Origin of the sequence: Agrobacterium sp. SORGH_AS_0440, from assembly GCF_031453135.1 — a bacterium.
Classification (GTDB): domain Bacteria; phylum Pseudomonadota; class Alphaproteobacteria; order Rhizobiales; family Rhizobiaceae; genus Agrobacterium; species Agrobacterium pusense.
Window position 1 is genome coordinate 831,898 of sequence record NZ_JAVIYR010000002.1, and the last position, 20,687, is coordinate 852,584.

A 20,687-nucleotide genomic window follows, 5' to 3' on the forward strand; every position below is an offset into this window, starting at 1 on the left:
AGGGGAGAATGGGGAGAGGGGCATGTCTTCCATTTGGACGAAGCTTGTGGGCGGGATCGTGGTCGCGGCCGTTGCGGGCTACGGGATTTTCGCATGGGTGACCGCGCCGCAGCGCCAGGCGCCCAGCCATTGGGTGAGCCTCGGTGAGCCGGATCTCGCCAATGGCGAGACGCTGTTCTGGGCGGGCGGCTGCGCAAGCTGTCATGCCGCGCCGGATGCTAATGGTGAAGCGCTGTTGACGCTTTCAGGCGGGCAGGCACTGAAAAGCCCCTTCGGCACCTTTCATGTTCCAAATATTTCGTCTGATCCGCAGCACGGCATCGGCGGCTGGACGCTGGCGGAATTTGGCGATGCCATGACGCGTGGTGTGGGAAAGAACGGCGAACATCTCTATCCCTCCTTCCCCTATGCCTCTTATGCCCGGATGACGCAGAAGGACATCAATGACCTCTTCGGTTATCTGAAGGCCCTGCCGGCGAGCCAGAACGATGCGCCCGACCACGATCTGCCGTTCCCCTTCAACATGCGCATGGCGCTCGGCGGCTGGAAGTTCCTGTATTTCGACCCTTCGGCACCGCCGCGCGTCGAGCTGGCCAATGCCAATGCCGAACTTCTGCGTGGCCAATATCTGGTGGAAGGTCCGGGCCATTGCGGCGAATGCCACACGCCGCGCAATGCGCTCGGTGGCTTCCTGAAGGGCAAGTGGCTGGCCGGCGGCCCCAATCCGGAAGGCGAAGGCCGCATTCCGGACATTACCCCCGGCTCGCAAAGCATCGGAAGCTGGGCCGAGGCCGATATTTCGAGCTATCTCGAAACCGGCTTCACCCCGGAATTCGACAGTGTCGGCGGTTCCATGGTGAAGGTGCAGCAGAACATGGCGCATCTGACAGCCGAGGACCGCGACGCGATCGCCGCCTATCTGAAGGCGATCCCGGCGCGGTAACCCTCAGCCGTCATGCCGGACTAGATCCGGCATCCAGCCGCGGCGCGTCTGCGCCGTGAGAAGAGTCTCTTGCGATCAAGGACTTGATCGCGCTGGACCCCGGATCTAGTCCGGGGTGACGGAGGTGGAGGCGACGGCTTGCAGTTCAAAATCAGGCCCACCATTGACTCCCGTCCCCACGCGGCGGATAACAACCCTGTGATGGTTCCTTCCGGGCGTTCCGGAAGGTGAAAAGGGAACACGATAGGGAGAAATCCTCATTCGTGGCTGCCCCCGCAACTGTGAGCGGAGAGCCTGAAACGAAATGCCACTGGCAGACCCTTCGACCGAACCGGCGTTTCCGGTTGAGGCGAGGTGATGCCGGGAAGGTGTTTCAGGTTTTGACCCGTAAGCCAGGAGACCTGCCATCACGAAAATGTCCATGCCGGCGGGGTGTCCGGAAGAGCGGAATGTCAGGGTGGCAAGATCGATGCCCCCTGTGTCAGTCTCGTATCCCCGTGGTGAAGTGTATCGCAGGCGGTCGCATGGCTTTGCCGTTCGACCGCGTCCAGAGGCGCGGGGTCGCGCCGGAGAGGGGTCACCATGTCCATCCACCAGAATACGGCCAATTCAGCCGTTTCAGCAAAAACGGGCAGCTTCGCGCAATCGCTGACGGCGATCGTGCTTGGCCTGTTCGTTGTCGGTTTTGTCGGTTTCTCGCATGTGGAAGCCGTTCACAATGCCGCCCATGACACCCGTCATGCCAATGCCTTCCCCTGCCATTGAGGGGAATGTCATGTCGTCTTTTCGCAATATCGTCTTTACCGCCGTTCTCGTCGGCATCCTCGGCGGCTTAGCCGTTTCAGCCATGCAGGCCTTCGGCACCACGCCGCTCATCCTTCAGGCAGAGACCTATGAGGGCGCGGGCGGTGAAGCTGCCCACAGCCACGAGGCCACGGCGCCCGGTGCTGTGGCTCCCGCCCACGAGCACAATGAAGAGGCCTGGGCTCCGGCCGATGGTTTCGAACGCACTGCCTATACGGTTGCCGCCAATGTCCTGACCGCGATCGGTTATGCGCTGGTGCTGACCGGACTGATTTCGCTGCGCGGCACCAATGGCGGCTGGCGTGAGGGGCTTTTGTGGGGCGTTGCCGGATTTGCCGCCGTCATGCTCGCCCCGATGATCGGCCTGCCGCCGGAACTGCCGGGCAGCCCCGCCGCAGCACTTGAGGCACGGCAGATCTGGTGGCTCGCAACCGTTGCCGCAACAGCCGGCGGCATCGCGCTGATCGCCTTCCGTCGCGAACCCTGGTCGATCGTCCTGGCGCTGGTGCTGATCGTCGCGCCGCATGTGGTGGGTGCGCCCCTGCCGCCGGAAGGCGAACATGCACTGGCACCGCTGCCGCTGGAGCGTCAGTTCATCGTCGCCGCTACGGTTACGAGCTTCGTCTTCTGGGCTTTGCTCGGAACATTGAGCACGTTTTTCCTCAAGCGCTTCCAGTCGGCCTAAGTCATGGAGGACGCAGCGGATTGGAGTGAGGAACTCGATGCGCTGCGTTTTGCAGTTCCCGGTCACGGCGCTTGCTGCGCCGTGCATCGTCTCGCCTTCAAGGCGGTACTGGGCCCGAGCCCGGCGGATGAGGCGGCTCTTGCCTTTTTCCAACACCATCAGGCCGCCTTTGTGGCGGCGGCACTCGCCAAGATCAAACGTGCAAATTTACCCGCCGGCCGCAGCCTGCATCTGAACAGCCGCGATATTCGCCGGGCGATTGCCGGGGAGGGCGGCGATCACGCAGCACGTGTGTGCCGGGTGCTGGATCAGCGATAATCATCGCTGTTCTCACCTCCGTCATCCCGGCCCTGAGCCGAAATCCAGGCAGCCCAAGTCCTTGGGCTGAAAGAAGTCATCTCGCCGCGCAGATGCGCGTCGGCTGGATTCCGGCTCAAGGCCGGAATGACGGGGAGTAGGGGAGCGCGAACAACCGAGGCGGCTATGCCTCAGCGATGCTCCGCCGCAAAAACCTGAAGTTCGGCCTCGGCTTCCGGACCAAAGAGGCCGAGGCTTTTCAGAATTTCCACCGCGAAGCTGACTGGCGCGCTGCCGGCCGCGGTAATGATGCCGCCATCGTTGACCGCTTTCGGCTGGTCGCGGTAAAGCGTCTCGCCGCCATAGGCCGAATAGGCCCTGTGCGAAGCCAGCGAATTGCCGGTATGGGCAACGGCGTTCAGAACGCCCGTGCCTGCCAGCGCACTTGCCGCCGCGCAGATGCCGGCCACCAGTCGGTTCTTCTCGCGAAAGCGGCGCACCAGTTCGCCGAGATCGGCAGCTGTTCCCTTTTCCCAGCTCAGGCCTCCGGGAATGACGAGCGCATCGATGTCAACGGCATCGAGCGCGTCATAGGATGTATCCGGCGTCACCTTCAGCCCGCCCATGGAGGTTACCGGCCGTCCGTCCGGCGTGGCATAGACGATCTCGACACCGAGATAGCTGCGCGCCGCGGCGGCAAGCAGCGCCGGCTCCCAGTCAGCAAAATCCTGGGCGAGCGCAATGGCGATCCGTGTCATGGTCGTCTCCGTGTTTTTTAATCAGGCGATGGACTGCATATAGCGCATGCCGGTCACCGGGCGGGGCGCGAAATCCATGTTTTCGTAGAAACGATGCGCCGCCACATTGCCGGTTGTGGCGCTGACGGAAAGATAGTCGCAGCCGAGACGCTTGGCGATATCGCGGGCCCGGGAAACCAGATGCTGGCCGGTGCCATGGCCACGATGGCCGTCGCGCACGAAGAGATGATGCAGTTCGAGCCCGCGGCGGCCCTCCTGCGCCCTGTAGAGCGGCAGAAGCAGGGCGTAACCGATCAACGCGCCATCGGCCTCGGCCACGAGACCGTGCACCCAGGGCAGCGGGCCGAACAGGTCGCGCTCCAGTTTCGCCGGCGTGATCGCCGCCGCATCGCCGTGGTAGGAGGCCAACAGCGTGATCATCTCGTTGAGTTCGGGCAGATCCGTCTTGCGCGCGCCACGGATGATGACGACGGGCGGTCTTTCCAGTGTCAGGGAGCTATCTTCGGTCATTTTTCGGTCCTTTGGTCTTATCGGTGCCGTCAGGACGTTTGAAAACAACAAAGCCGCCTGACGGCGGCTTGTTGACAATATGATCTGTCGAGCCGCCCTTAGAGGAAGGCCCAAAAATACGAGCAGGAGATGGGTGCGCGTTCGTTGATCATGGAAAATGAAATGCGCCCGAATCCGCCGTCTGTCAAGCGGGTCAATTCGCAAATCGCGCAATTGCCGACAGGATTGCGTCTTCCACGCCCGCATCGCCCGTCGAATGGCCAGCGCCATCGATGGTAACAAGCTCGCTTCCCGGCCACGCCTCGGCAAGTTCGAAAGCGGTGACGGGCGGCCCCTGCAAGTCGCGCATGCCCTGAACGAGTATCCCGGGAATACCGGCGAGGTCTCCGGCGTTGCGCAGGAGCGCGCCATCATCCAGCCAGGCCGCATGGTGGAAATAATGGGCGCAGAGGCGGGCGCGGGCGAGAATATACGCGCTGTCGCGCCATTTCTCCGGAAAGGCCGAAATGCCCTCCGCGCTGATCGAGCCCGCCTCCCACAGGTGCCACTCTAAGGCGGCCTTTGCGCGCACGGCGGGATCGGGATCATTCAGAAGCCGGCGATAAGCGCCGACCGGATCTTGCCTGGACATGTCATCGGGGATCGCGGCGATGAAACGCTGCCACTGCTGCGGCAGAAACATTGCCAGCCCCTTGTACAGCCAGTCGATTTCCCTCTGCCGGGTGGTGGTGACGCCGGCCAGAACCATGCCGCGAACATGGTCTGCATGGCGCTGTGCGTAAGCTAGGGCCAGCGTGGAACCCCATGAACTGCCGTAGATCAGCCAGTCTTCCACCGCGAGGGCACAGCGAATGGCCTCCATGTCATCGATCAGATGATGCGTGGTGTTATGCTCAAGACTATCAGCGGCGTTTGGCGTGCTTTGACCGCAGCCGCGCTGGTCGAACTGGACGATGCGGAAAATGGCAGGATCGAAATAGCGTCGCGCTGTCGATGACAATCCTGAACCAGGCCCTCCATGCAGCAGGATTGCAGGTCGCCCCGCCGGATTGCCGGCAATCGTCACGTGCAGCCGATGGCCCTCGGAAACATCAAGGAAAATCGTGTCTGATGGCGTGATTTCAGGAAAGAGCTCGGCCATCTGACGTCCTTTTTTCAGGCGGGCAAGAGGCGATTACCGGGTGCACGTGACATTCGAATGTCAGCCTCTTCTCGGCTCAATGCTCCCCCTCGCACATGCCATGATCGGAAAGCGCGCGGATGACATAACAATCCTCGATGGAATGGCCGTGGCAATGGGAGACGATCCGCTCCAGTTCGTGTTCCAGCTTCTTCAGGCTGGCGATTTTTTCCCGCACATCGGCAAGATGTTCGGCGGCGATGCGGTCTGCACCCTCGCACGGCATTTCCCGGTGCTGGCTGAGCGCGATCAACTCGCGAATGGCGTCTATGTTCAGGCCGAGATCGCGCGCGTGGCGGATGAAGGCCAGCCGTTCGAGATCGGATTTTTCGTAGCGGCGTTGGTTGCCCTCCGAACGATCCGCCTCGCGGATGAGGCCCATCTGCTCGTAATAGCGGATCGTCGGCACCTTGACGCCGGTGCGTTTGGACAGTTCACCGATGGACAGCATGGCTTTCTCCATATCTCCAGTCTCTAGAGATATGGCTTTTCGGCCCGTCGTTCAATGGGGTCAGGCGGCGTCCTCCACGCCGAGTGCCTGGGCAAGCGCCTTCAGAACCTGCGATTCGAGGCTTGCCATATCGGGCTGTGTGGAGGCGGCCACATCAGCGTTGACGCCGGTTGCGGCGGAGGCGCCGCTATCCATGTTCCAGAGGGCCGCAGCAAGGCTCGCGGAAGCGCTGGCGAGCGGAGCCACGGACGTGGCGACATTGCCGGCCACCGAAATGGCGCGATGGGCCGCCCGCGTCAGCTCCTGCAAAGCCTCGGTGGTGGACTGTGTCTCCCTGCTCCGCGCCGGCTCGATGCTCCGGGCAGGAGAGGTGAAATTGATGCTGCTGGTTGCTGCAATAGTCGTCATGACTGAGTCCCCTAAGTTCTGATGGGTGTTTTTTAATGCCTGAAACATTCGCGAGGATTGCGTCTCACACGACTTGCGCAAAAAACATGGGAAATATACTATACCCCCCTATAGTATATGAGGTCGGCCATGTCCCATACCATCCGCAACAAGGAAAAGCTTCTCGCCCGCATCCGCCGCCTGAAAGGGCAGATGGAAGCGGTCGAACGTGCGCTCGATGATGCCAAGCACTGCGGCGAGGTGCTGCAGCTGCTCGCTTCGGTACGCGGCGCGCTTTCGGGCCTGACGGGGGAGGTAATGCAGGAGCATCTGCACGAGCACGTGGTGCATGCCGAAAATGAAGACGAACGGGCGCGGGCGGCGGAAGAGCTGGCCCAGGTGCTGAAGACCTACATCCGGTAAAACCGACAGGATTAAGCGACATGACGACGACATCCGAATACCGCGCAGCAGCCGGTCACGACCATGTTTTCCTTGGCCAGAACCACGAGCGTAATGAAAGGCGCGTCTGGATGGTCATCGCGCTGACCGCGGCGATGATGGTGGCGGAAATCGTCGCCGGTCACTGGTACGGCTCCATGGCGCTAACGGCGGATGGCTGGCACATGTCCACCCATGCGGGCGCGATGCTGATTTCGGCACTCGCTTATCTCTATGCCCGCCGCGAGGCCCGCAACCCACGCTTCACCTTCGGCACCGGCAAGTTCGGCGATCTCGCGGGTTTTGCCAGCGCCATCGTGCTGGCGGTGGTGGCGTTGCTGATTGCCGTGGAAAGCGGGATGCGCCTCGTCAGTCCCGTCGAGATCGATTTCAACCAGGCCATCCTCGTCGCCATCATCGGCCTTGCCGTCAATCTTCTCAGCGCCGTGCTTTTGAAGGATGACCATCACCACGATCATGGCCACGGCCACGGCCACGGTCATGCCCACGGCTCACATGCCCACCATGGGCACGGCAGCCGCGCCCACCATGATCACGGGTCCCATGCCGGGCACCATGCCGGGCACGGCGCAAAGGGCGGCCGGGACAATAATCTGCGCGCTGCCTATCTGCATGTGCTGGCGGATGCGCTGACCTCGGTTCTGGCAATCGTCGCGCTGCTGCTCGGCAAGTGGAACGGCTGGTCGTTCCTTGATCCGTTGATGGGTATCGTTGGCGGTCTGGTGATTGCCCGCTGGTCATGGGGCCTGATCCGCTCCACGGCGACAACCCTGCTTGACGCGCTGCCGCCGGCTGAGGATCTGCCGCAGGAAATCCGTGAAAGCGTGGAGACGGAAGAGGATCGCATTACGGATCTGCATGTATGGCAGGTGGGGCCGGGGCATCACGCCGCCATCGTGGCGATCCTTTCGCAGGCGCCCAAAGCACCGGCATTTTATAAGCAGAAACTTGCCGCCATACATGAACTCTCGCATGTGACGGTGGAAGTCAGCCCGGCAAGAGGCTGATTGGAATCGCCTATTCGGTATATTCCGAATAGGCGCTGCGTACCCATTCAGCCTGCGCTTCCGCCTTGTCCTCGGGGGAGGCGGTGGCCGCATCCTGATAGGCCGGCGCGCTGCCGTTGCCGACGGCCCATAGAACATTGGCCAGCGACTGGGAAAGAATGGTGCTGGAAACGGTGGGGTTGCCGGGGCCGCGATTTACCGCCTGCTCCTCCGGCGCGCTTTGGGCGCTGCCAGCTTTTTCGATGTCGCGGATGCGACCCTGATAGTTATATCCGCCAATATTGCTTTCGATCTGCATGTCGGTGATTCCGCGTTCAAAAGTTAACGAATGGTTAACGGCGGCGACTTGTCCGAAACTTGCGCTTGCTGCGCTGCAGCGACTGTCGAGGGTTGACAGCCGGCGAAGTAGTGCTTCGTTTTGGCATAGTGAAGACGGGGCAGGAGGCAATTGCCAGCTTTGTCCCCTCGCGGCATTGCAGTCCAGTTTAAATTTCTGGCGCCGTGAATACCTCACTCCCGTCATTCCGGCCTTGAGCCGGAATCCAGCCGACGCGCGTCTGCGCGGCGAGAGAGTCCTTTCAGCCCAAGGACTTGGGCTGGCTGGATACCGGCTCAAGGCCGGTATGACGGAAAGAGGAAATCTCGCGGACGCGGCCAATCCGTCCGGTGCCGGATTACGCCGTTTCCTTCTCCACCGACATAACCGTTTCCTGGAGCTTTTCCGGCTCCTCCGCCTTCACCTCCGCCTCAACCTCCTGCGGTGCGGGCGTCACCATCGCAGCCACCAGTGTGTCGAGCCCGATGCTGCCGACCGGCTTGCCGTCCTCGTCCACCACATGGGCCTGCGTCTCGTTGGCTTCCGACATGTCGCGGGCGATGGTTTCGAGCGTTGCGGTCTCGGGGACCGGCATACCCTCGGGCTTGCTCTCCAGCGGCTCCATGACAGTGTTTGCCTGCAACACGCGGCCACGATTGACATCGCGCACGAAGTCGGTGACGTAACCATCGGCCGGCGAAAGGATGATGCTCTGGCCGTCGCCCTGTTGCACCACTTCGCCGTCTTTCAGGATGGCGATATGGTCGCCCAGCCGCAAAGCCTCGTCGAGATCATGGGTGATGAACACAACGGTCTTCTTCAGCTCCTGTTGCAGATCGAGCAGCATGGTCTGCATATCCACACGGATGAGCGGATCGAGCGCCGAATAGGCCTCGTCCATCAGGAGAATATCGGCGTCATTGGCAAGCGCCCGGGCAAGGCCCACACGCTGCTGCATGCCGCCGGAAAGCTGGTTCGGATAATAATCCTCGTAACCGGCAAGGCCGACACGCTCCAGCCAGTAACGGCCCTTTTCCTCGCTTTGCTTGCGCGGTACGCCCTGGATATCGAGGCCGTAGACGCTGTTTTCGAGTACCGTGCGATGCGGCAGAAGGCCGAATTTCTGGAACACCATCGCCGTCTTGTGGCGGCGGAATTGCCTGAGCGCCGAGGCGCTCATGCCGCAGATATCCTCGCCGTCATAAAGAACTTCGCCGGCGGTCGGGTCGATCAGCCGGTTGATGTGGCGGATCAGTGTCGATTTGCCGGAGCCTGACAGCCCCATGACGACGGTGATCTTGCCGCCCGGCATGGTGATGTTGATGTTGTTGAGGCCGAGAACGTGGTTGTGCCGGTCGTTCAGCTCGACCTTGTCCATGCCCTTACGCACCGCTTCGAGGTACTTCTCGGGATGCTTGCCGAAGATCTTGTAAAGATTCCTGATTTCGATGCTTTTAGCCATGGGAGACCTCGCGGTATTTCTGCAGGCGTTTGCCGAAAGCCTGGCTCGCCCGGTCGAACATGATGGCGATGGCGACCAGAGCGAAACCGTTCAGGAAGCCCACCGTGAAGAACTGGTTGTTGATGGCCTGCAGCACATTCTTGCCAAGCCCGCCGACACCGACCATGGAGGCAACGACGACCATGGCGAGCGCCATCATGATGGTCTGGTTGATGCCGGTCATGATGGTCGGCAGCGCCAGCGGCAGCTGCACGTTGAACAGCTTCTGACCGTTGGAGGAGCCGAAGGCGTCTGCCGCTTCCAGCACTTCGCGATCAACGAGGCGGATGCCGAGGCTGGTCAGGCGAATGACGGGTGGAATGGCATAGATCACCACTGCTATCAGGCCCGGAACCTTGCCGATGCCGAAAATCACCACCACGGGGATGAGATAAACGAAACTTGGCAGGGTCTGCATCACGTCGAGCACGGGATTGATGAGACGTTGCAGGCGTTCGGAACGACCCATCAGAATGCCGAGCGGCAGGCCGATGACGATGGCGATCAGGGTAGCGATGGCGACGATGGAGAGCGTCGTCATGGCATCGCGCCAGAGGCCGACCGCGCCGATCATCAGCAGGGAAATGGCGGTGCCGCCTGTGATCTTGAAGCTGCGTCCGGCCAGATGCACGATGGCGAGAATGACCAGCATGGTAATGATCCACGGCGTCTGGATGAACAGACGCTCCGAGGAATTGAGGAAAAGCTGCAGCGGGTGAACGACGACGTCGATCGCATCGCCGTAATTGCGCACGATATCGCGAAACCCGTCATCGATGGTTTTGCGAGCCACGCGCATGGTGGAGTTGTCGATTGCCGGGAACTTGCAGAGCAGGTCCGGCAGGTAGGTGCAGAGGGCCATTATTGTTGTTTTCCCTTTGGGTTGTTGGGGAATGGTGCGGCGGAGGTTGGTGCGTGCGGGCACCCCCCTCTGTCCTGCCGGACATCTCCCCCTCAAGGGGGAGATCGGCAGGGCGCACCCTTTCCAAAATCTCAACGTAAGCGATGGGCGAGACCCCCGCCGCAGGTCGATCTCCCCCGGGGAGATGCCCGGCAGGGCAGAGGGGGGTAAGCGGCTTGCGCCAACCCCGCCTCCCGTCACATCGAAGCCTTGATCTTCTCAGCCACCTCGGGCGAAACCCACTTCGTCCAGAGTTCCTCATGGTTCTCGAGGAAATACTCGGCCCCATCTTCATTGGTGCCCTGATTTTCATCCATCCACGCCAGAACCTTGGCGACGGTGTCGTTGTCCCACTGCCGCTTGCGGATGTAGTCGATGGAAGGGCCCGCCTTTTCGGCGAAATCCTTGGTCACGACGGTGAAGACCTCCGCCACCGGATAGGCATTCGGCTTGGGATCGGCGCAGTCCGCCTTGGCGATGCAATTGTCGTAAGCCGCCCGGTCAAGCGGAACGCCATCGTCCAGCTTCACCATATCGTATTTGCCGAGAATGGCCGTCGGAGCCCAATAATAGCCGAGCCAGCCCTGCTTCTTTTCGTAGGCATTGGAAATAGAGCCATCCAGACCGGCCGCGGAGCCGGTATCGATCAATGCAAAGCCCTTCTCATCAGCCTTGCGGGCCTTGAACAGGTTGGCGGTGGTTGGCTGGCAACCCCAGCCCGGCGGGCAGCCGAACACGGCGCCCTTGCTGGCGTCTTCAGGCGCGGGAAACAGTTCAGGATGCTTCAGCGCATCCTCGACGGTCTTGATGTCTGGATGTTCGTCGGCGAGATATTTCGGAATCCACCAGCCTTCAACGCCGCCTTCGCTCAGGATTTTGACTTCCTGAATGAGATTGCCGCTCTTGACGGCTTCCTCGTAGGGGGTGCCAAGTGTGTTCACCCACATTTCGGGCGCCATATCCGGCTGGCCCTTTTCATTCATGGAGGTGAAAGTGGGGGTGGTGTCGCCGCTGACGACATTGACCGTGCAGTCATAGCCGTTTTCCATGATGAACTTGTCGACGTAGGCCGCGACACCGGCGGATGCCCAGTTCATTTCGGCGATGGTGATGCTGCCACAGCTGTCTGCGGCATTGGCGGAAGATGCTGCACCGGCAGCGATGGTAAAGCCCGTTACGAGAATGGTCGAGGCCAGGAGTTTCTTCATGAGGAGACCTCCAAGTCTGATGCAGTGTTTTCATTTGGCAAAGCGGGAGCACTGCAAAGCCCGGATTGCCAAGGGCGAACTGACATGGCGCGTGGAGATGCCGAAAATCCGGCGAGAGAATATCCGCAGAACAAGCCGCGAGATTGCCGCGGAAACTGCGGCGAAAAGGCGCATGAATATGTCAACGCCGTGCATAATACGGCCAAAAAGTGATATTGCAACGCGGCAATGCGCAGGGCAGCCATGCAGGTGATCTATGGAGCGATTTTCCTGTTCGGGTAATACATGGCGTGTATTTTATTATTCAGTAGAAAATATCGACTATACAGTAGATCGAAATAAAAATTCCCAATAATTTCAAGTTTTGTTTAAATAAGAAATTTTTGCCGCAATTTGTGAAAAAAATAATCTGAAATCTTTTTTCGAGAGGTATTTTTGTGCGAAACGATACGGGCGGCAGCCTACGCCGCCCGCATCGGGCATCAGACGGCGTCCTTGCCGGCTACCTTCAGCGCGAAGGCGTATTCGAAGGCTATTTCCTCCAGCCGCTGGAAGCGGCCCGACTTGCCACCATGGCCGGCCGCCATGTTGGTCTTGAGCAGGATCGGCGCTTCACCCGTGGTCTTTTCGCGCAGCTTCGCCACCCATTTGGTCGGCTCCCAATAGGTCACACGCGGATCGGTGAGGCCGGAAAGCGCCAGAATCGGCGGGTAAGGCTTCGCACCGACATTGTCATAGGGGCTGTAGGCGGCGATCCAGCCATATTCCTCTGCCGATTCCAGCGGATTGCCCCATTCCGGCCATTCCGGCGGCGTCAGCGGCAGCGTGTCGTCCAGCATCGTTGTCAGCACGTCCACGAAGGGAACGGCGGCGATGATGCCGGCAAACTTCTCCGGCGCCATATTGGCGACGGCGCCCATCAACATGCCGCCGGCAGAACCACCCTCGGCGATGATGCGCTCGTAAGACGTGAAACCTTCCTGCACCAGATGATCGGCAGCGGCAATGAAGTCTCTGAACGTGTTCTGCTTGTGCTCCATCTTGCCGGTTTCGTACCACTCGAAACCCTTGTCCTTGCCGCCGCGAATATGGGCGATGGCATAGATGAAACCACGGTCCGCCAGAGACAGCGTCGTGGTGGAGAAGGAAGCGGGAATGGTGATGCCGTAAGCGCCGTAGCCATAAAGCAGGCAGGGGGCGGAACCGTCGAGCGCCACGTCCTTGCGGTAAAGCAGAGAGACCGGCACCAGCTCACCATCATGCGCAGGGGCCATGATGCGGCGGGTGATGTAATCATCAGGATTGTGGCCCGAGGGCACTTCCTGCGTCTTCAGAAGCGTGCGTTCGCGCGTCACCATGTCGTAATCAAACAGCTGGCTCGGCGTCGTCATCGAGGAATAGGAGAAACGGATGACGTCGGTGTCATATTCCGCCGCGCCATGCAGGCCCAGCGAATAGGCCTCTTCGGCAAAGGCGATGGAATGTTCCTCGCCGGTGCGGCGGTCGCGGATGACGATGCGCGGCAGGCCGTCACGGCGCTCCAGCCAGATCAGATGGCGGGCATAGGCATCGACGGAGAGGATCAGCCGGCCCGGCTCATGCGGCACCACCTCTTTCCAGTTTTCCTTGCCGGGCGCCGTGACCGGGGCTTCCACAATGCGGAAATCCTTGGCATCGCCGTCATTGGTGAGGATGAAGAAGACATCGCCGCCTTCGCACATCGAATATTCGATGCCCTCTTCGCGTTCCGCCACGATAGCCGGTTCCGCGGTCAGGTCTTTCGTGGAGAGAATGCGATATTCGCTGGTCTCATGATCGTGAATGTCGATGAAGATGAAATCATCGAGAACGGACGCACCGACACCCATGAAGAAACCGGGATCCTTCTCCTCATAGACCAGCCGGTCGGCCGATTGCGGCTCACCGATAATATGGTGGAAGACCTTGGAAGGGCGGTGGTTCTCGTCCTGCAGCGTATAGAAGAAGCTCTTGCCATCGGGCGCCCATGCGCCGCCGCCGCCGGTGTTTTCGACGATATCGGCAAGGTCCTCGCCGGTTTCGAGGTTACGGATGCGCAGGGTGAAATATTCCGAGCCCTTGTCGTCATAACCCCAGATGCCGTGTGTGTGATCGGAAGACTGGTCGAGACCGGCAAGACGGAAATAATCCTTGCCCTCGGCTTCTTTGTCGCCGTTCAAAAGCACCTGTTTCTCACCGCCGCCGCGCGGGGTGCGGAAATAATGCGGCTGCTCGCCGCCGGTCACGAAAAGCGTGCCATAGGCATAAGGCCCGTCATTGACCGGCACGGAGGAATCATCCTGCTTGATGCGGCCCTTCATCTCCTCGAAAAGCTTCTCCTGAAGCGCCTTGGTGTTGCCCATAGCCGCTTCCATATAGGCGTTTTCCGCCTCCAGATGGGCGCGGATGGCCGGGTCGAGAATGGAGGTGTCCTTGAACATGGCCTGCCAGTTATCGGCCCGGAACCACGCATAATCGTCGGTGCGGGTAATGCCGTGATGCGTATCCTGAACGGGCCGTTTTTCGGCGGTCGGGGCGGCGGGCAGGTTCTTGAAAATCGGCAATGGAAACTCGCTTTCCTGTAAAAATTCTTGAGCGGCACCAAGATGTAGAGCGGGGCTTGCGGCCGATCAAGTTTCAAATCTCCACAGGCGGAATGGCGTTCGGGCACAATTTCGTCAGCTTTCGATCACATTTTGGCAATATCCGGCAAATCAGCGATGATGCGTGCCACCCGCTGGCAGGCCATCCATCGTCAAGAACAAACGAAAAAACTGACAGGACCCCATGCGAAAGCTTCTTCCCGCTGCCCTTTCTGCCTTTTTCCTTGGCTTGCAGACCCTTACCCCCGCTTTTGCGATTGATGCCAGCGTCATGCGGCAGTTGAACGCGCTTGCTCCCGAGGAGCGTCTGGAGCAGCGTTGCGACATTGAGGCGATGGAGCGGATAGCAACCGAGCAGAAGGGCATGAAGCCGGACAAGGTGATCGCCTATACGTTCGGTGATCCGGAAGTGGGAAAAAACTCCATCAAGGCGCCGGGCGCGGTCTTCAGAAGTTCGGGCGAATGGTACAAGCTCAGATACAAGTGTCAGCTGAAGAGCGATAGTCTCAGCATCCAGTCCTTCGACTACCGTGTGGGCGACAAAATTCCCGAGGAGCAGTGGAAGAAGTTGTATCTTTATGACTGATCACGGAATTTTTCGGTTTCGAACCGGCGTTTAGCCGCCGCTTTGTTGCCCCGTCGCAACCGGCTCTGTAACCCTGACATCTGATCGAAGTGAGGGGCACAGACATGGCGAGACGATTCAAGGGACTTTCTGCTTTTCCGATAACGCCGGCAGATGAGGCAGGGCGGGTCGATGTTGAAGCCTTCTCCGCCCTGATCGAGCGGCTGGATGTCGCGGCAGTTGATTCGGTCGGCATTCTCGGCAGCACCGGCATCTATATGTATCTCACCCGCGAGGAGAGACGCCGCGCCATCGAAGCGGCCGCCGCCATCCTCAAGGGCAGGCGCATATTGATGGCGGGCGTCGGCGCCTTGCGCACCGATGAAGCCGTGGCGCTGGCAAGGGATGCGGAAGCGGCCGGTGCCGATGCGCTGCTGCTCGCGCCGGTCTCCTACACGCCGCTGACGCAGGAAGAGGCCTATCACCATTTCGCCGCCGTGGCGGGTGCGACGGCCCTGCCGCTCGCCATCTATAATAACCCGACGACCACCCGCTTCACCTTCAGCGACGAACTTCTGGTGCGGCTCGCCTATATTCCCAATATCCGCGCCATCAAGATGCCGCTGCCCGCTGATTCCGATTATGCCGGCGAGCTTGCGCGGCTCAGGCCCAAACTGTCGGAGGATTTCGCCATCGGCTATAGCGGTGACTGGGGCTGCGCCGAGGCCACACTCGCCGGCGGTGACACCTGGTACAGTGTTATTGGCGGCCTGCTGCCGGTTCCGGCGCTGCAATTGATGCGGGCGGCACAGACCGGCAATGCGGAGGAGGCAAAAAGGCTCGATGCGGTCTTCCAGCCGCTCTGGGCGCTGTTTAGGGAATTCGGCAGCATCCGCGTAGTCTATGCAGCCGCCAATATCCTGTCGCTGACGGTCAGCGAACCGCCCCGACCGATCCTGCCGCTTACGAGTGCGGAACGCCAGCGGGTGGAAGAGGCGCTGGAGGCGCTCTCCGCGCTGGAAACCGCGCCATAATTCGGGCGCTTTGCGGGCGGATTGCCACACACCATGACTGCATGAAATTGCGGAACCAGAAATGATACGTCGTCTCCTCCTCGCTGCCCTGTTTGCCTCTGCCGCCGCGACCGCCTTTGCGGCGAACGGCCTTGTCGAGCCGTCGCTGAAAATGTCGCCGCAGCATGATGGCAAGGTGCGGGTGGCGATGACGCTCGACGCTTGCATGGGCAAGACCGACCACCGCATTCTCGATACGCTCGTTCGCGAACGTATTCCCGCAACAATCTTCGTGACCGCCCGATGGCTGAAGCATAACAGCGAGGCACTCGCGGTGCTGATGGCAAATCCCGACCTGTTCGAGATCGAAAATCACGGCGAAAACCATGTGCCGGCGGTGGACAAGCCCGTTTCGATTTACGGTATCGCTGCTGCGGGATCGGAAGCTGCGGTCGTGCAGGAAGTGGAAGGCGGTCGTCAGGCCATCGTCGCTGCCACAGGCATCCAGCCGCAATGGTTTCGGGGTGCGACGGCCAAATATACAAGCTCGTCCATGGCCACCATCAACCGGCTCGGCATGCGCGTGGCGGGTTACTCCGTCAATGGCGATGGCGGCTCGCTGCTGGGCGCTGCCGCGACGGCCAAACATATCGCTGCGGCGAAGAATGGCGATGTCATCATCTCCCACATCAACCAGCCCACCCACGAGGCGGGCGAGGGCGTGGTGAAGGGCCTGTTGGCGCTCAAGGCACGCGGCGTGATTTTCACGCGGCTGGACGACCCGTCATTCGCGCCGCCGGGGAATTGATCTCCAAGGTTGCCGCCCGTTTCTTCTCCCCGCCGGGGAGAAGATGCCCGAAGGGCAGATGAGGGGGCAAGCTTTCCGCATATCTCTGCCCTTGCCCCCTCATCCGGCGCTGCGCGCCACCTTCTCTCCGGCGGGGAGAAGAAATATGCCGCAGACTTTTCCTTCAAACGGCGCGGAGGAAAAGAGCTGACAAATCCCCCACATCTACGCCCGTTTTTCGGCGGCGTGCCGTTCGAAATTGCGCTAGCATCTTCGTCATGATGCTGTTCAAACGCCCCGACACCGAAACCCTGTATTCCGCCCTTGTGAACAAGGACCCCGCCTATGAAGGCGTGGCCTATGTGTGTGTGACCTCGACCAAAATCTTCTGCCGCTTCACCTGCACGGCGCGCAAACCGAAGATCGAAAACTGCCGGTTCCGCGAGACCATCGCCGAATGCCTGGAGGCGGGGTTCCGCCCCTGCAAGCGCTGCAAACCGATGCTCTCCTATGGCACGGCCGATGAAACGGTAACGCAACTGCTGACGGTGCTGGAAAACGAACCGGCGCGGCGCTGGCGTGAGGAGGATGTGGTGGCGCTTGGCCATGATCCCTCCACCGTGCGGCGCACCTTCAAGCGCCGTTTCGGCATGAGCTTTCTGGAAATCGCCAGATTGCGCCGCTTGGGCGATGCGGTGGAGAGCATCGCTTCCGGCGAAGCGGTGATCGGCGCGCAGATCGACGCCGGTTACGACTCCGGCAGCGGCTTCCGCGCCGCCATCAACCAGTTCTTCGGCTCCTCTCCCGCCGCCATGAAGGGCAGGGGGTTCCTGAAGGGTGACTGGATCGATACGCCGATTGGTCCGATGCTCGCCATTGCCGACGATCATGCCCTGCATCTGCTAGAATTCGCGGACCGGCCGGCGCTTCCGGCCGAACTGAAGCGGCTGAAGAGCCGCACCGGCGCGGACATGGTGCTCGGCCGAACGGCGGTAACAGGTCAGATCGAAGCCGAGCTCAAGGCCTATTTCGCCGGGCAGTCAGCCTCCTTCGAAACGCGCCTTGCCGGCCACGGCACGCCCTTCGAGCGCGATGTCTGGCGCAGCCTGCGGCAGATCCCGGTGGGTGAAATCGTCAGCTATTCGGCACTCGCAACCGCCATGGAAAGGCCATCCGCCGTGCGCGCGGTGGCGCGCGCCAACGGTGCCAACCAGATCGCCATCGTCGTGCCGTGCCACCGGGTGCTCGGTGCGGATGGCAGTCTGACCGGTTATGGCGGCGGCCTGTGGCGCAAGAAATGGCTGATCGAGCATGAGCGTCGCATGGCGCAAGGGCAGGTGCGCGAGATGCCGCTCGCTTCCTGAGCGGCCTCGTTGTGGGGTTTCAGGAGATTTTCCGTTGGCGGAGGCGCGTCGCGCCCTCCGCCTCTGTATCCGCCGTTCAATCCGGCAGGTTCGGCACGACCCGGCGGGAGGGGAAGAGTTCGCGCGTCACCGTCATGACGATGAGCGACAACGGCAGGGCCAGCATGGCGCCGGCCGCGCCCCACATCCACGTCCAGAAGATGATCATCACAAAGACGAGGAAAGGGTTGATCTCCATGTTGCGACCCACCACCGCCGGAAAGGCGAGGTTTTCCATCAAGAGGTGAATGGTGAAGAACACTCCCGCCGGCAGCAGCGCGAGGATCATGTTGTCATGCGTGATGATACCGGCGACGGTCAGCGATATTGTCATCAACGTGATGCCGAGAAACGGAATGAAGCTCGAAAGAAAGGCAAAAAGCCCCCAAAGAAGCGGCATGGCGAGGCCACCGAGATAGGCGATCACGATCATCGTCACACCCAGCGCGGCGTAGATGAGGCTAGCCGTGGCAAAATAGGTGCCCAGCACCTTCTCCACCGAGCCGATGATGCGAATGGTTCTGAGCCTTTGATGGCGCGCCGGAAAGGCCATGATGAGAGCCTTGCGCAGTCGCAGCCGGCTGTAGAGAAACATTAGAAGAGCCGCCAGGAAGATCAGTCCCTGAACGATGGCCGGCGTCACATTCGCGCCAAGCAGGGAAATGATTTCGCCGCTACGCGACAGCAGCGATTCCATCGACATGGAGCCCATGCTGAACGTGGCCGCGGAAATATTCAGCCACCGCAGATTTTCGAGGTAAGGAAGGAAGCGGTCGATGCTGCGCTCGATCAGGGCGGGGCCTTCCGATGCCAGCTGTGAGACCGGGTCGATCAGGGAATTGACCACGAAAAAAATGACCGCCGCGACGAGTGTGGACAGGATGATGGCGACACCGGCACCCGGAATGCCGTAGGAGGCCAGTTTTTCGGCGGAGATGCCCAGGATCATGCCAACGACGACAGCCATGACGACGGGCATCAGAATCATCGATAATTCGTGAATCACCGCCATGGACATGATCAGGAAAATGCCGATGACCGACCAGGCAACGAAAACGTCAAGCGCCTCCCGCCCCAGCGGCTGCTGACTGCGCGCGTCATCCCGCTGTGAAACAGAGGCGGGTGTCGCAAGCGGATCGGCCTTGTCTACTGGCAAGGCCGCAGTGCCGGAAAGATCCGGCTTGGCATTCTCATTCATCGGACTATCCCCCAATAACGAGGTTAACGTCCGACAAATCCGGCGGTTCCGGGGCGGCTGAAATTTCTGCCGCCCCGTTCAGCGTTTATGCGGAAAGCTTTAGCCCTATGCCCCACGGATCCTTCAAAAAGATGCCGTCACTTTGCCTTTCGGTGGAGATTTCCAGCCGGTCGAGTGCGGCAAGAGCCGTCTCAAGCGCGGCCGGCTCGTTGAATTTCAGCGAGTAACCGGAAAGCCCCGTCATGTTCTCCCTGCGGGCCACGGCGCCACGGCTGTTCCAGATATTGGCGGCCACGTGGTGGTGATACGCGCCCGATCCGAAGAAGCTTGCTCCGGGATACCGCGCCATGATCTTAAGCCCCAGCACATCCTGATAAAACTCATCCGCCTGCGGAATATTGCCGACCTGCAGGTGAATGTGGCCGATGGCGGTTCCCTCCGCTGCACCGGTGAAGGCCGCTTTCGGAGCGCTGTCGTAAAGCGCCTGAAGATTGAGGCCGATTGTCGCCATCTCCACCGTGCCATCCGGCTGGTAGGTCCATTCTTCCGGCAACCGGTCGCGATAGACCTCTATGCCGTTGCCTTCCGGATCTGCGAGATAGATGGCCTCGCTGACCAGATGGTCAGACGCACCCTGAAGCTGAACATTTTTCTGAGCGGCATGTGCCAGCCAGTGCGCGAGGTCATCGCGGCTCGGCATCAGAAACGCGGTGTGGAACAGGCCTGCGGCATTGCGCGGCGCGCGTTCCGCCGTGCTGGAGGTGGAAAGTGTGAGCAGCGGCTGGCCTCCGACGCCAAGCACCTCGCCGCTCGGGTTCTTTTCAAGAACGGAAAGACCGATGATCTTTTGATAGAAATCCGAGACGCGCGGCAGATCGTGAACGACGAGATGGGCCTGGCCGACATAGGCCGGCCGCGTCAGGGCGAATTGTTTGATTTCACTCATCATCATCTCCATATTGATTCCGACGCGCCAAGGGGTGGGCCGGTTGCCGACGAGATCGGCTTCGCCGCTTTGCGGCGTTTGTCGAAGGCGAATATGGGCTGGTTTCGTCGTTCAGCAAAGATCACCAGCTGGCGATTGACTGTCCACTATTCGTTGACAATGCCCTGTTCCGGCATGGCTTCGGCTTTGACTTCGATCAAGGTGAAGGCTGCGCCGGCCGGCAAATATGAGCTTGAGCCCGACACAACGGCGGATCACGTCAAAGGAGACAGCCATGTACAAGAAGATCATCGTACCGGTAGACCTCAGCGCCACTGACAAGGGAGAAAAGATTCTCGAAAAGGCCAAGGCACTGCTGGACCCCGACGGCGAGATCGTTCTCATCAACGTTGTCGAGGAACTGCCGGGCTATATGGCGATCGACCTTCCTGTCGACCTCATCGAAAACGCGATCAAGGACGCCAAGGCAAAACTCTCGGACCTCAAGGCCAGGGTCGGTTTCAACGGCAGCCATGAAATCAGAAGTGGCGCGCCGGCGCGGGAAATCATCGCTGCGGCAGAGGAACACAAGGCTGATCTCATCATCATCGCGTCGCACACGCCTGACTTCAGCAACTATTTCATCGGCGCCACCGCCGACCGCGTGGTGCGCCACGCCAAATGCTCTGTGCTGGTGGATCGCTAAGGTTTGACGCTTTAGGGTTGCGGGCGGGTTTCCCGCCCCTCCAAGCATTTCCAGGAAAA

24 protein-coding genes and 1 riboswitch are annotated in these 20,687 nt (G+C 60.6%); of the genes, 12 read left to right on the top strand and 12 right to left on the bottom strand.

From position 1 onward, the window contains the following. Window positions 1–22: 22 nt before the first annotated feature. The 4 genes from QE453_RS13335 to QE453_RS13350 all read left to right on the top strand — a co-directional run bounded on the left by QE453_RS13335 (window position 23) and on the right by QE453_RS13350 (window position 2,750). A complete protein-coding gene (locus QE453_RS13335; RefSeq protein WP_037091658.1) occupies window positions 23–943 on the top strand; it encodes a c-type cytochrome in 921 nt (306 codons plus the stop codon). Window positions 944–1,128: 185 nt separating this feature from the next. Beyond that, window positions 1,129–1,367, top strand: a riboswitch (cobalamin riboswitch). Between the two features lie 158 nt (window positions 1,368–1,525). Next, a complete protein-coding gene (locus tag QE453_RS13340) occupies window positions 1,526–1,708 on the top strand; it encodes a CbtB domain-containing protein (RefSeq protein WP_004440573.1) in 183 nt (60 codons plus the stop codon). A gap of 10 nt (window positions 1,709–1,718) precedes the next feature. Continuing rightward, window positions 1,719–2,432 (top strand): CbtA family protein, encoded by a 714-nt coding sequence (locus tag QE453_RS13345; protein WP_309777250.1) that lies wholly within the window; start codon window positions 1,719–1,721, stop codon window positions 2,430–2,432. 3 nt (window positions 2,433–2,435) lie between these two features. Next, window positions 2,436–2,750 carry a hypothetical protein gene (locus QE453_RS13350; protein WP_004440577.1) on the top strand — a complete coding sequence of 105 codons (315 nt, stop codon included), beginning with the start codon at window positions 2,436–2,438 and terminating at the stop codon, window positions 2,748–2,750. A 170-nt stretch (window positions 2,751–2,920) separates the two neighbouring features. Here the strand turns inward: QE453_RS13350 and QE453_RS13355 are convergent, their stop codons facing one another. The 5 genes from QE453_RS13355 to QE453_RS13375 all read right to left on the bottom strand — a co-directional run bounded on the left by QE453_RS13355 (window position 2,921) and on the right by QE453_RS13375 (window position 6,036). Continuing rightward, window positions 2,921–3,487: a type 1 glutamine amidotransferase family protein gene (locus QE453_RS13355; RefSeq protein WP_004440580.1), complete on the bottom strand. Its 567-nt coding sequence runs from the start codon at window positions 3,485–3,487 to the stop codon at window positions 2,921–2,923. Between the two features lie 21 nt (window positions 3,488–3,508). Next, window positions 3,509–3,997, bottom strand: coding sequence for a GNAT family N-acetyltransferase (locus QE453_RS13360; protein WP_003509304.1), 489 nt, complete (start codon window positions 3,995–3,997; stop codon window positions 3,509–3,511). A gap of 193 nt (window positions 3,998–4,190) precedes the next feature. Next, window positions 4,191–5,138 (bottom strand): prolyl aminopeptidase, encoded by a 948-nt coding sequence (gene pip / locus QE453_RS13365; RefSeq protein ID WP_309777253.1) that lies wholly within the window; start codon window positions 5,136–5,138, stop codon window positions 4,191–4,193. A gap of 76 nt (window positions 5,139–5,214) precedes the next feature. Then, entirely contained in the window at window positions 5,215–5,628 is a 414-nt protein-coding gene (locus QE453_RS13370; RefSeq protein WP_004440587.1) for a helix-turn-helix domain-containing protein, read from the bottom strand. A 60-nt stretch (window positions 5,629–5,688) separates the two neighbouring features. Further along, complete coding sequence (locus tag QE453_RS13375) at window positions 5,689–6,036, bottom strand: hypothetical protein (protein ID WP_004440589.1); 348 nt, start codon at window positions 6,034–6,036, stop codon at window positions 5,689–5,691. 129 nt (window positions 6,037–6,165) lie between these two features. On the opposite strand from QE453_RS13375, the gene dmeR reads away from it, so the two are divergent. Beyond that, a complete protein-coding gene (gene dmeR / locus QE453_RS13380; RefSeq protein WP_309777255.1) occupies window positions 6,166–6,438 on the top strand; it encodes a Ni(II)/Co(II)-sensing transcriptional repressor DmeR in 273 nt (90 codons plus the stop codon). Between the two features lie 20 nt (window positions 6,439–6,458). Next, entirely contained in the window at window positions 6,459–7,484 is a 1,026-nt protein-coding gene (gene dmeF / locus QE453_RS13385) for a CDF family Co(II)/Ni(II) efflux transporter DmeF (protein WP_309777257.1), read from the top strand. Window positions 7,485–7,494: 10 nt separating this feature from the next. On the opposite strand, the gene QE453_RS13390 is transcribed toward dmeF, so the two are convergent. The 5 genes from QE453_RS13390 to QE453_RS13410 form a co-directional block, all read right to left on the bottom strand. Beyond that, complete coding sequence (locus QE453_RS13390; RefSeq protein WP_309777259.1) at window positions 7,495–7,782, bottom strand: hypothetical protein; 288 nt, start codon at window positions 7,780–7,782, stop codon at window positions 7,495–7,497. Between the two features lie 376 nt (window positions 7,783–8,158). Continuing rightward, the gene (locus tag QE453_RS13395) at window positions 8,159–9,262 is read right to left on the bottom strand and encodes a glycine betaine/L-proline ABC transporter ATP-binding protein (RefSeq protein ID WP_004440598.1); all 1,104 of its coding nucleotides are present in this window, start codon (window positions 9,260–9,262) and stop codon (window positions 8,159–8,161) included. Beyond that, on the bottom strand, window positions 9,255–10,163 hold the full coding sequence (locus tag QE453_RS13400) for a proline/glycine betaine ABC transporter permease (protein ID WP_004440601.1): 909 nt from the start codon (window positions 10,161–10,163) through the stop codon (window positions 9,255–9,257). Before QE453_RS13400 ends, QE453_RS13395 begins: the two co-directional genes overlap by 8 nt. A 236-nt stretch (window positions 10,164–10,399) precedes the next feature. Next, window positions 10,400–11,410 (bottom strand): ABC transporter substrate-binding protein, encoded by a 1,011-nt coding sequence (locus QE453_RS13405; protein ID WP_004440603.1) that lies wholly within the window; start codon window positions 11,408–11,410, stop codon window positions 10,400–10,402. 482 nt (window positions 11,411–11,892) lie between these two features. Beyond that, on the bottom strand, window positions 11,893–13,992 hold the full coding sequence (locus QE453_RS13410) for a S9 family peptidase (RefSeq protein ID WP_309777262.1): 2,100 nt from the start codon (window positions 13,990–13,992) through the stop codon (window positions 11,893–11,895). Between the two features lie 223 nt (window positions 13,993–14,215). On the opposite strand from QE453_RS13410, the gene QE453_RS13415 reads away from it, so the two are divergent. From QE453_RS13415 to QE453_RS13430, 4 genes are all read left to right on the top strand, one after another. Next, on the top strand, window positions 14,216–14,617 hold the full coding sequence (locus QE453_RS13415) for a DUF930 domain-containing protein (protein WP_004440606.1): 402 nt from the start codon (window positions 14,216–14,218) through the stop codon (window positions 14,615–14,617). Window positions 14,618–14,721: 104 nt separating this feature from the next. Further along, the gene (locus QE453_RS13420) at window positions 14,722–15,630 is read left to right on the top strand and encodes a dihydrodipicolinate synthase family protein (RefSeq protein ID WP_309777264.1); all 909 of its coding nucleotides are present in this window, start codon (window positions 14,722–14,724) and stop codon (window positions 15,628–15,630) included. A 61-nt stretch (window positions 15,631–15,691) separates the two neighbouring features. Further along, the gene (locus tag QE453_RS13425) at window positions 15,692–16,417 is read left to right on the top strand and encodes a polysaccharide deacetylase family protein (RefSeq protein ID WP_035210808.1); all 726 of its coding nucleotides are present in this window, start codon (window positions 15,692–15,694) and stop codon (window positions 16,415–16,417) included. Window positions 16,418–16,674: 257 nt separating this feature from the next. Further along, window positions 16,675–17,760 (top strand): bifunctional transcriptional activator/DNA repair enzyme AdaA, encoded by a 1,086-nt coding sequence (locus QE453_RS13430; protein WP_072494160.1) that lies wholly within the window; start codon window positions 16,675–16,677, stop codon window positions 17,758–17,760. A gap of 76 nt (window positions 17,761–17,836) precedes the next feature. Here QE453_RS13430 and QE453_RS13435 read toward each other — a convergent pair whose 3' ends face one another. Further along, window positions 17,837–18,997, bottom strand: a complete 1,161-nt coding sequence (locus QE453_RS13435; RefSeq protein ID WP_004440617.1) for an AI-2E family transporter — start codon at window positions 18,995–18,997, stop codon at window positions 17,837–17,839. Window positions 18,998–19,082: 85 nt separating this feature from the next. Continuing rightward, on the bottom strand, window positions 19,083–19,943 hold the full coding sequence (locus QE453_RS13440; RefSeq protein WP_184285340.1) for a VOC family protein: 861 nt from the start codon (window positions 19,941–19,943) through the stop codon (window positions 19,083–19,085). On the opposite strand from QE453_RS13440, the gene QE453_RS13445 reads away from it, so the two are divergent. Further along, entirely contained in the window at window positions 19,926–20,261 is a 336-nt protein-coding gene (locus QE453_RS13445) for a hypothetical protein (RefSeq protein WP_223216925.1), read from the top strand. The genes QE453_RS13440 and QE453_RS13445 overlap by 18 nt on opposite strands. Then, window positions 20,218–20,628 carry a universal stress protein gene (locus QE453_RS13450; protein ID WP_004440622.1) on the top strand — a complete coding sequence of 137 codons (411 nt, stop codon included), beginning with the start codon at window positions 20,218–20,220 and terminating at the stop codon, window positions 20,626–20,628. The genes QE453_RS13445 and QE453_RS13450 overlap by 44 nt, the downstream gene beginning before the upstream one ends. Window positions 20,629–20,687 lie beyond the last annotated feature (59 nt).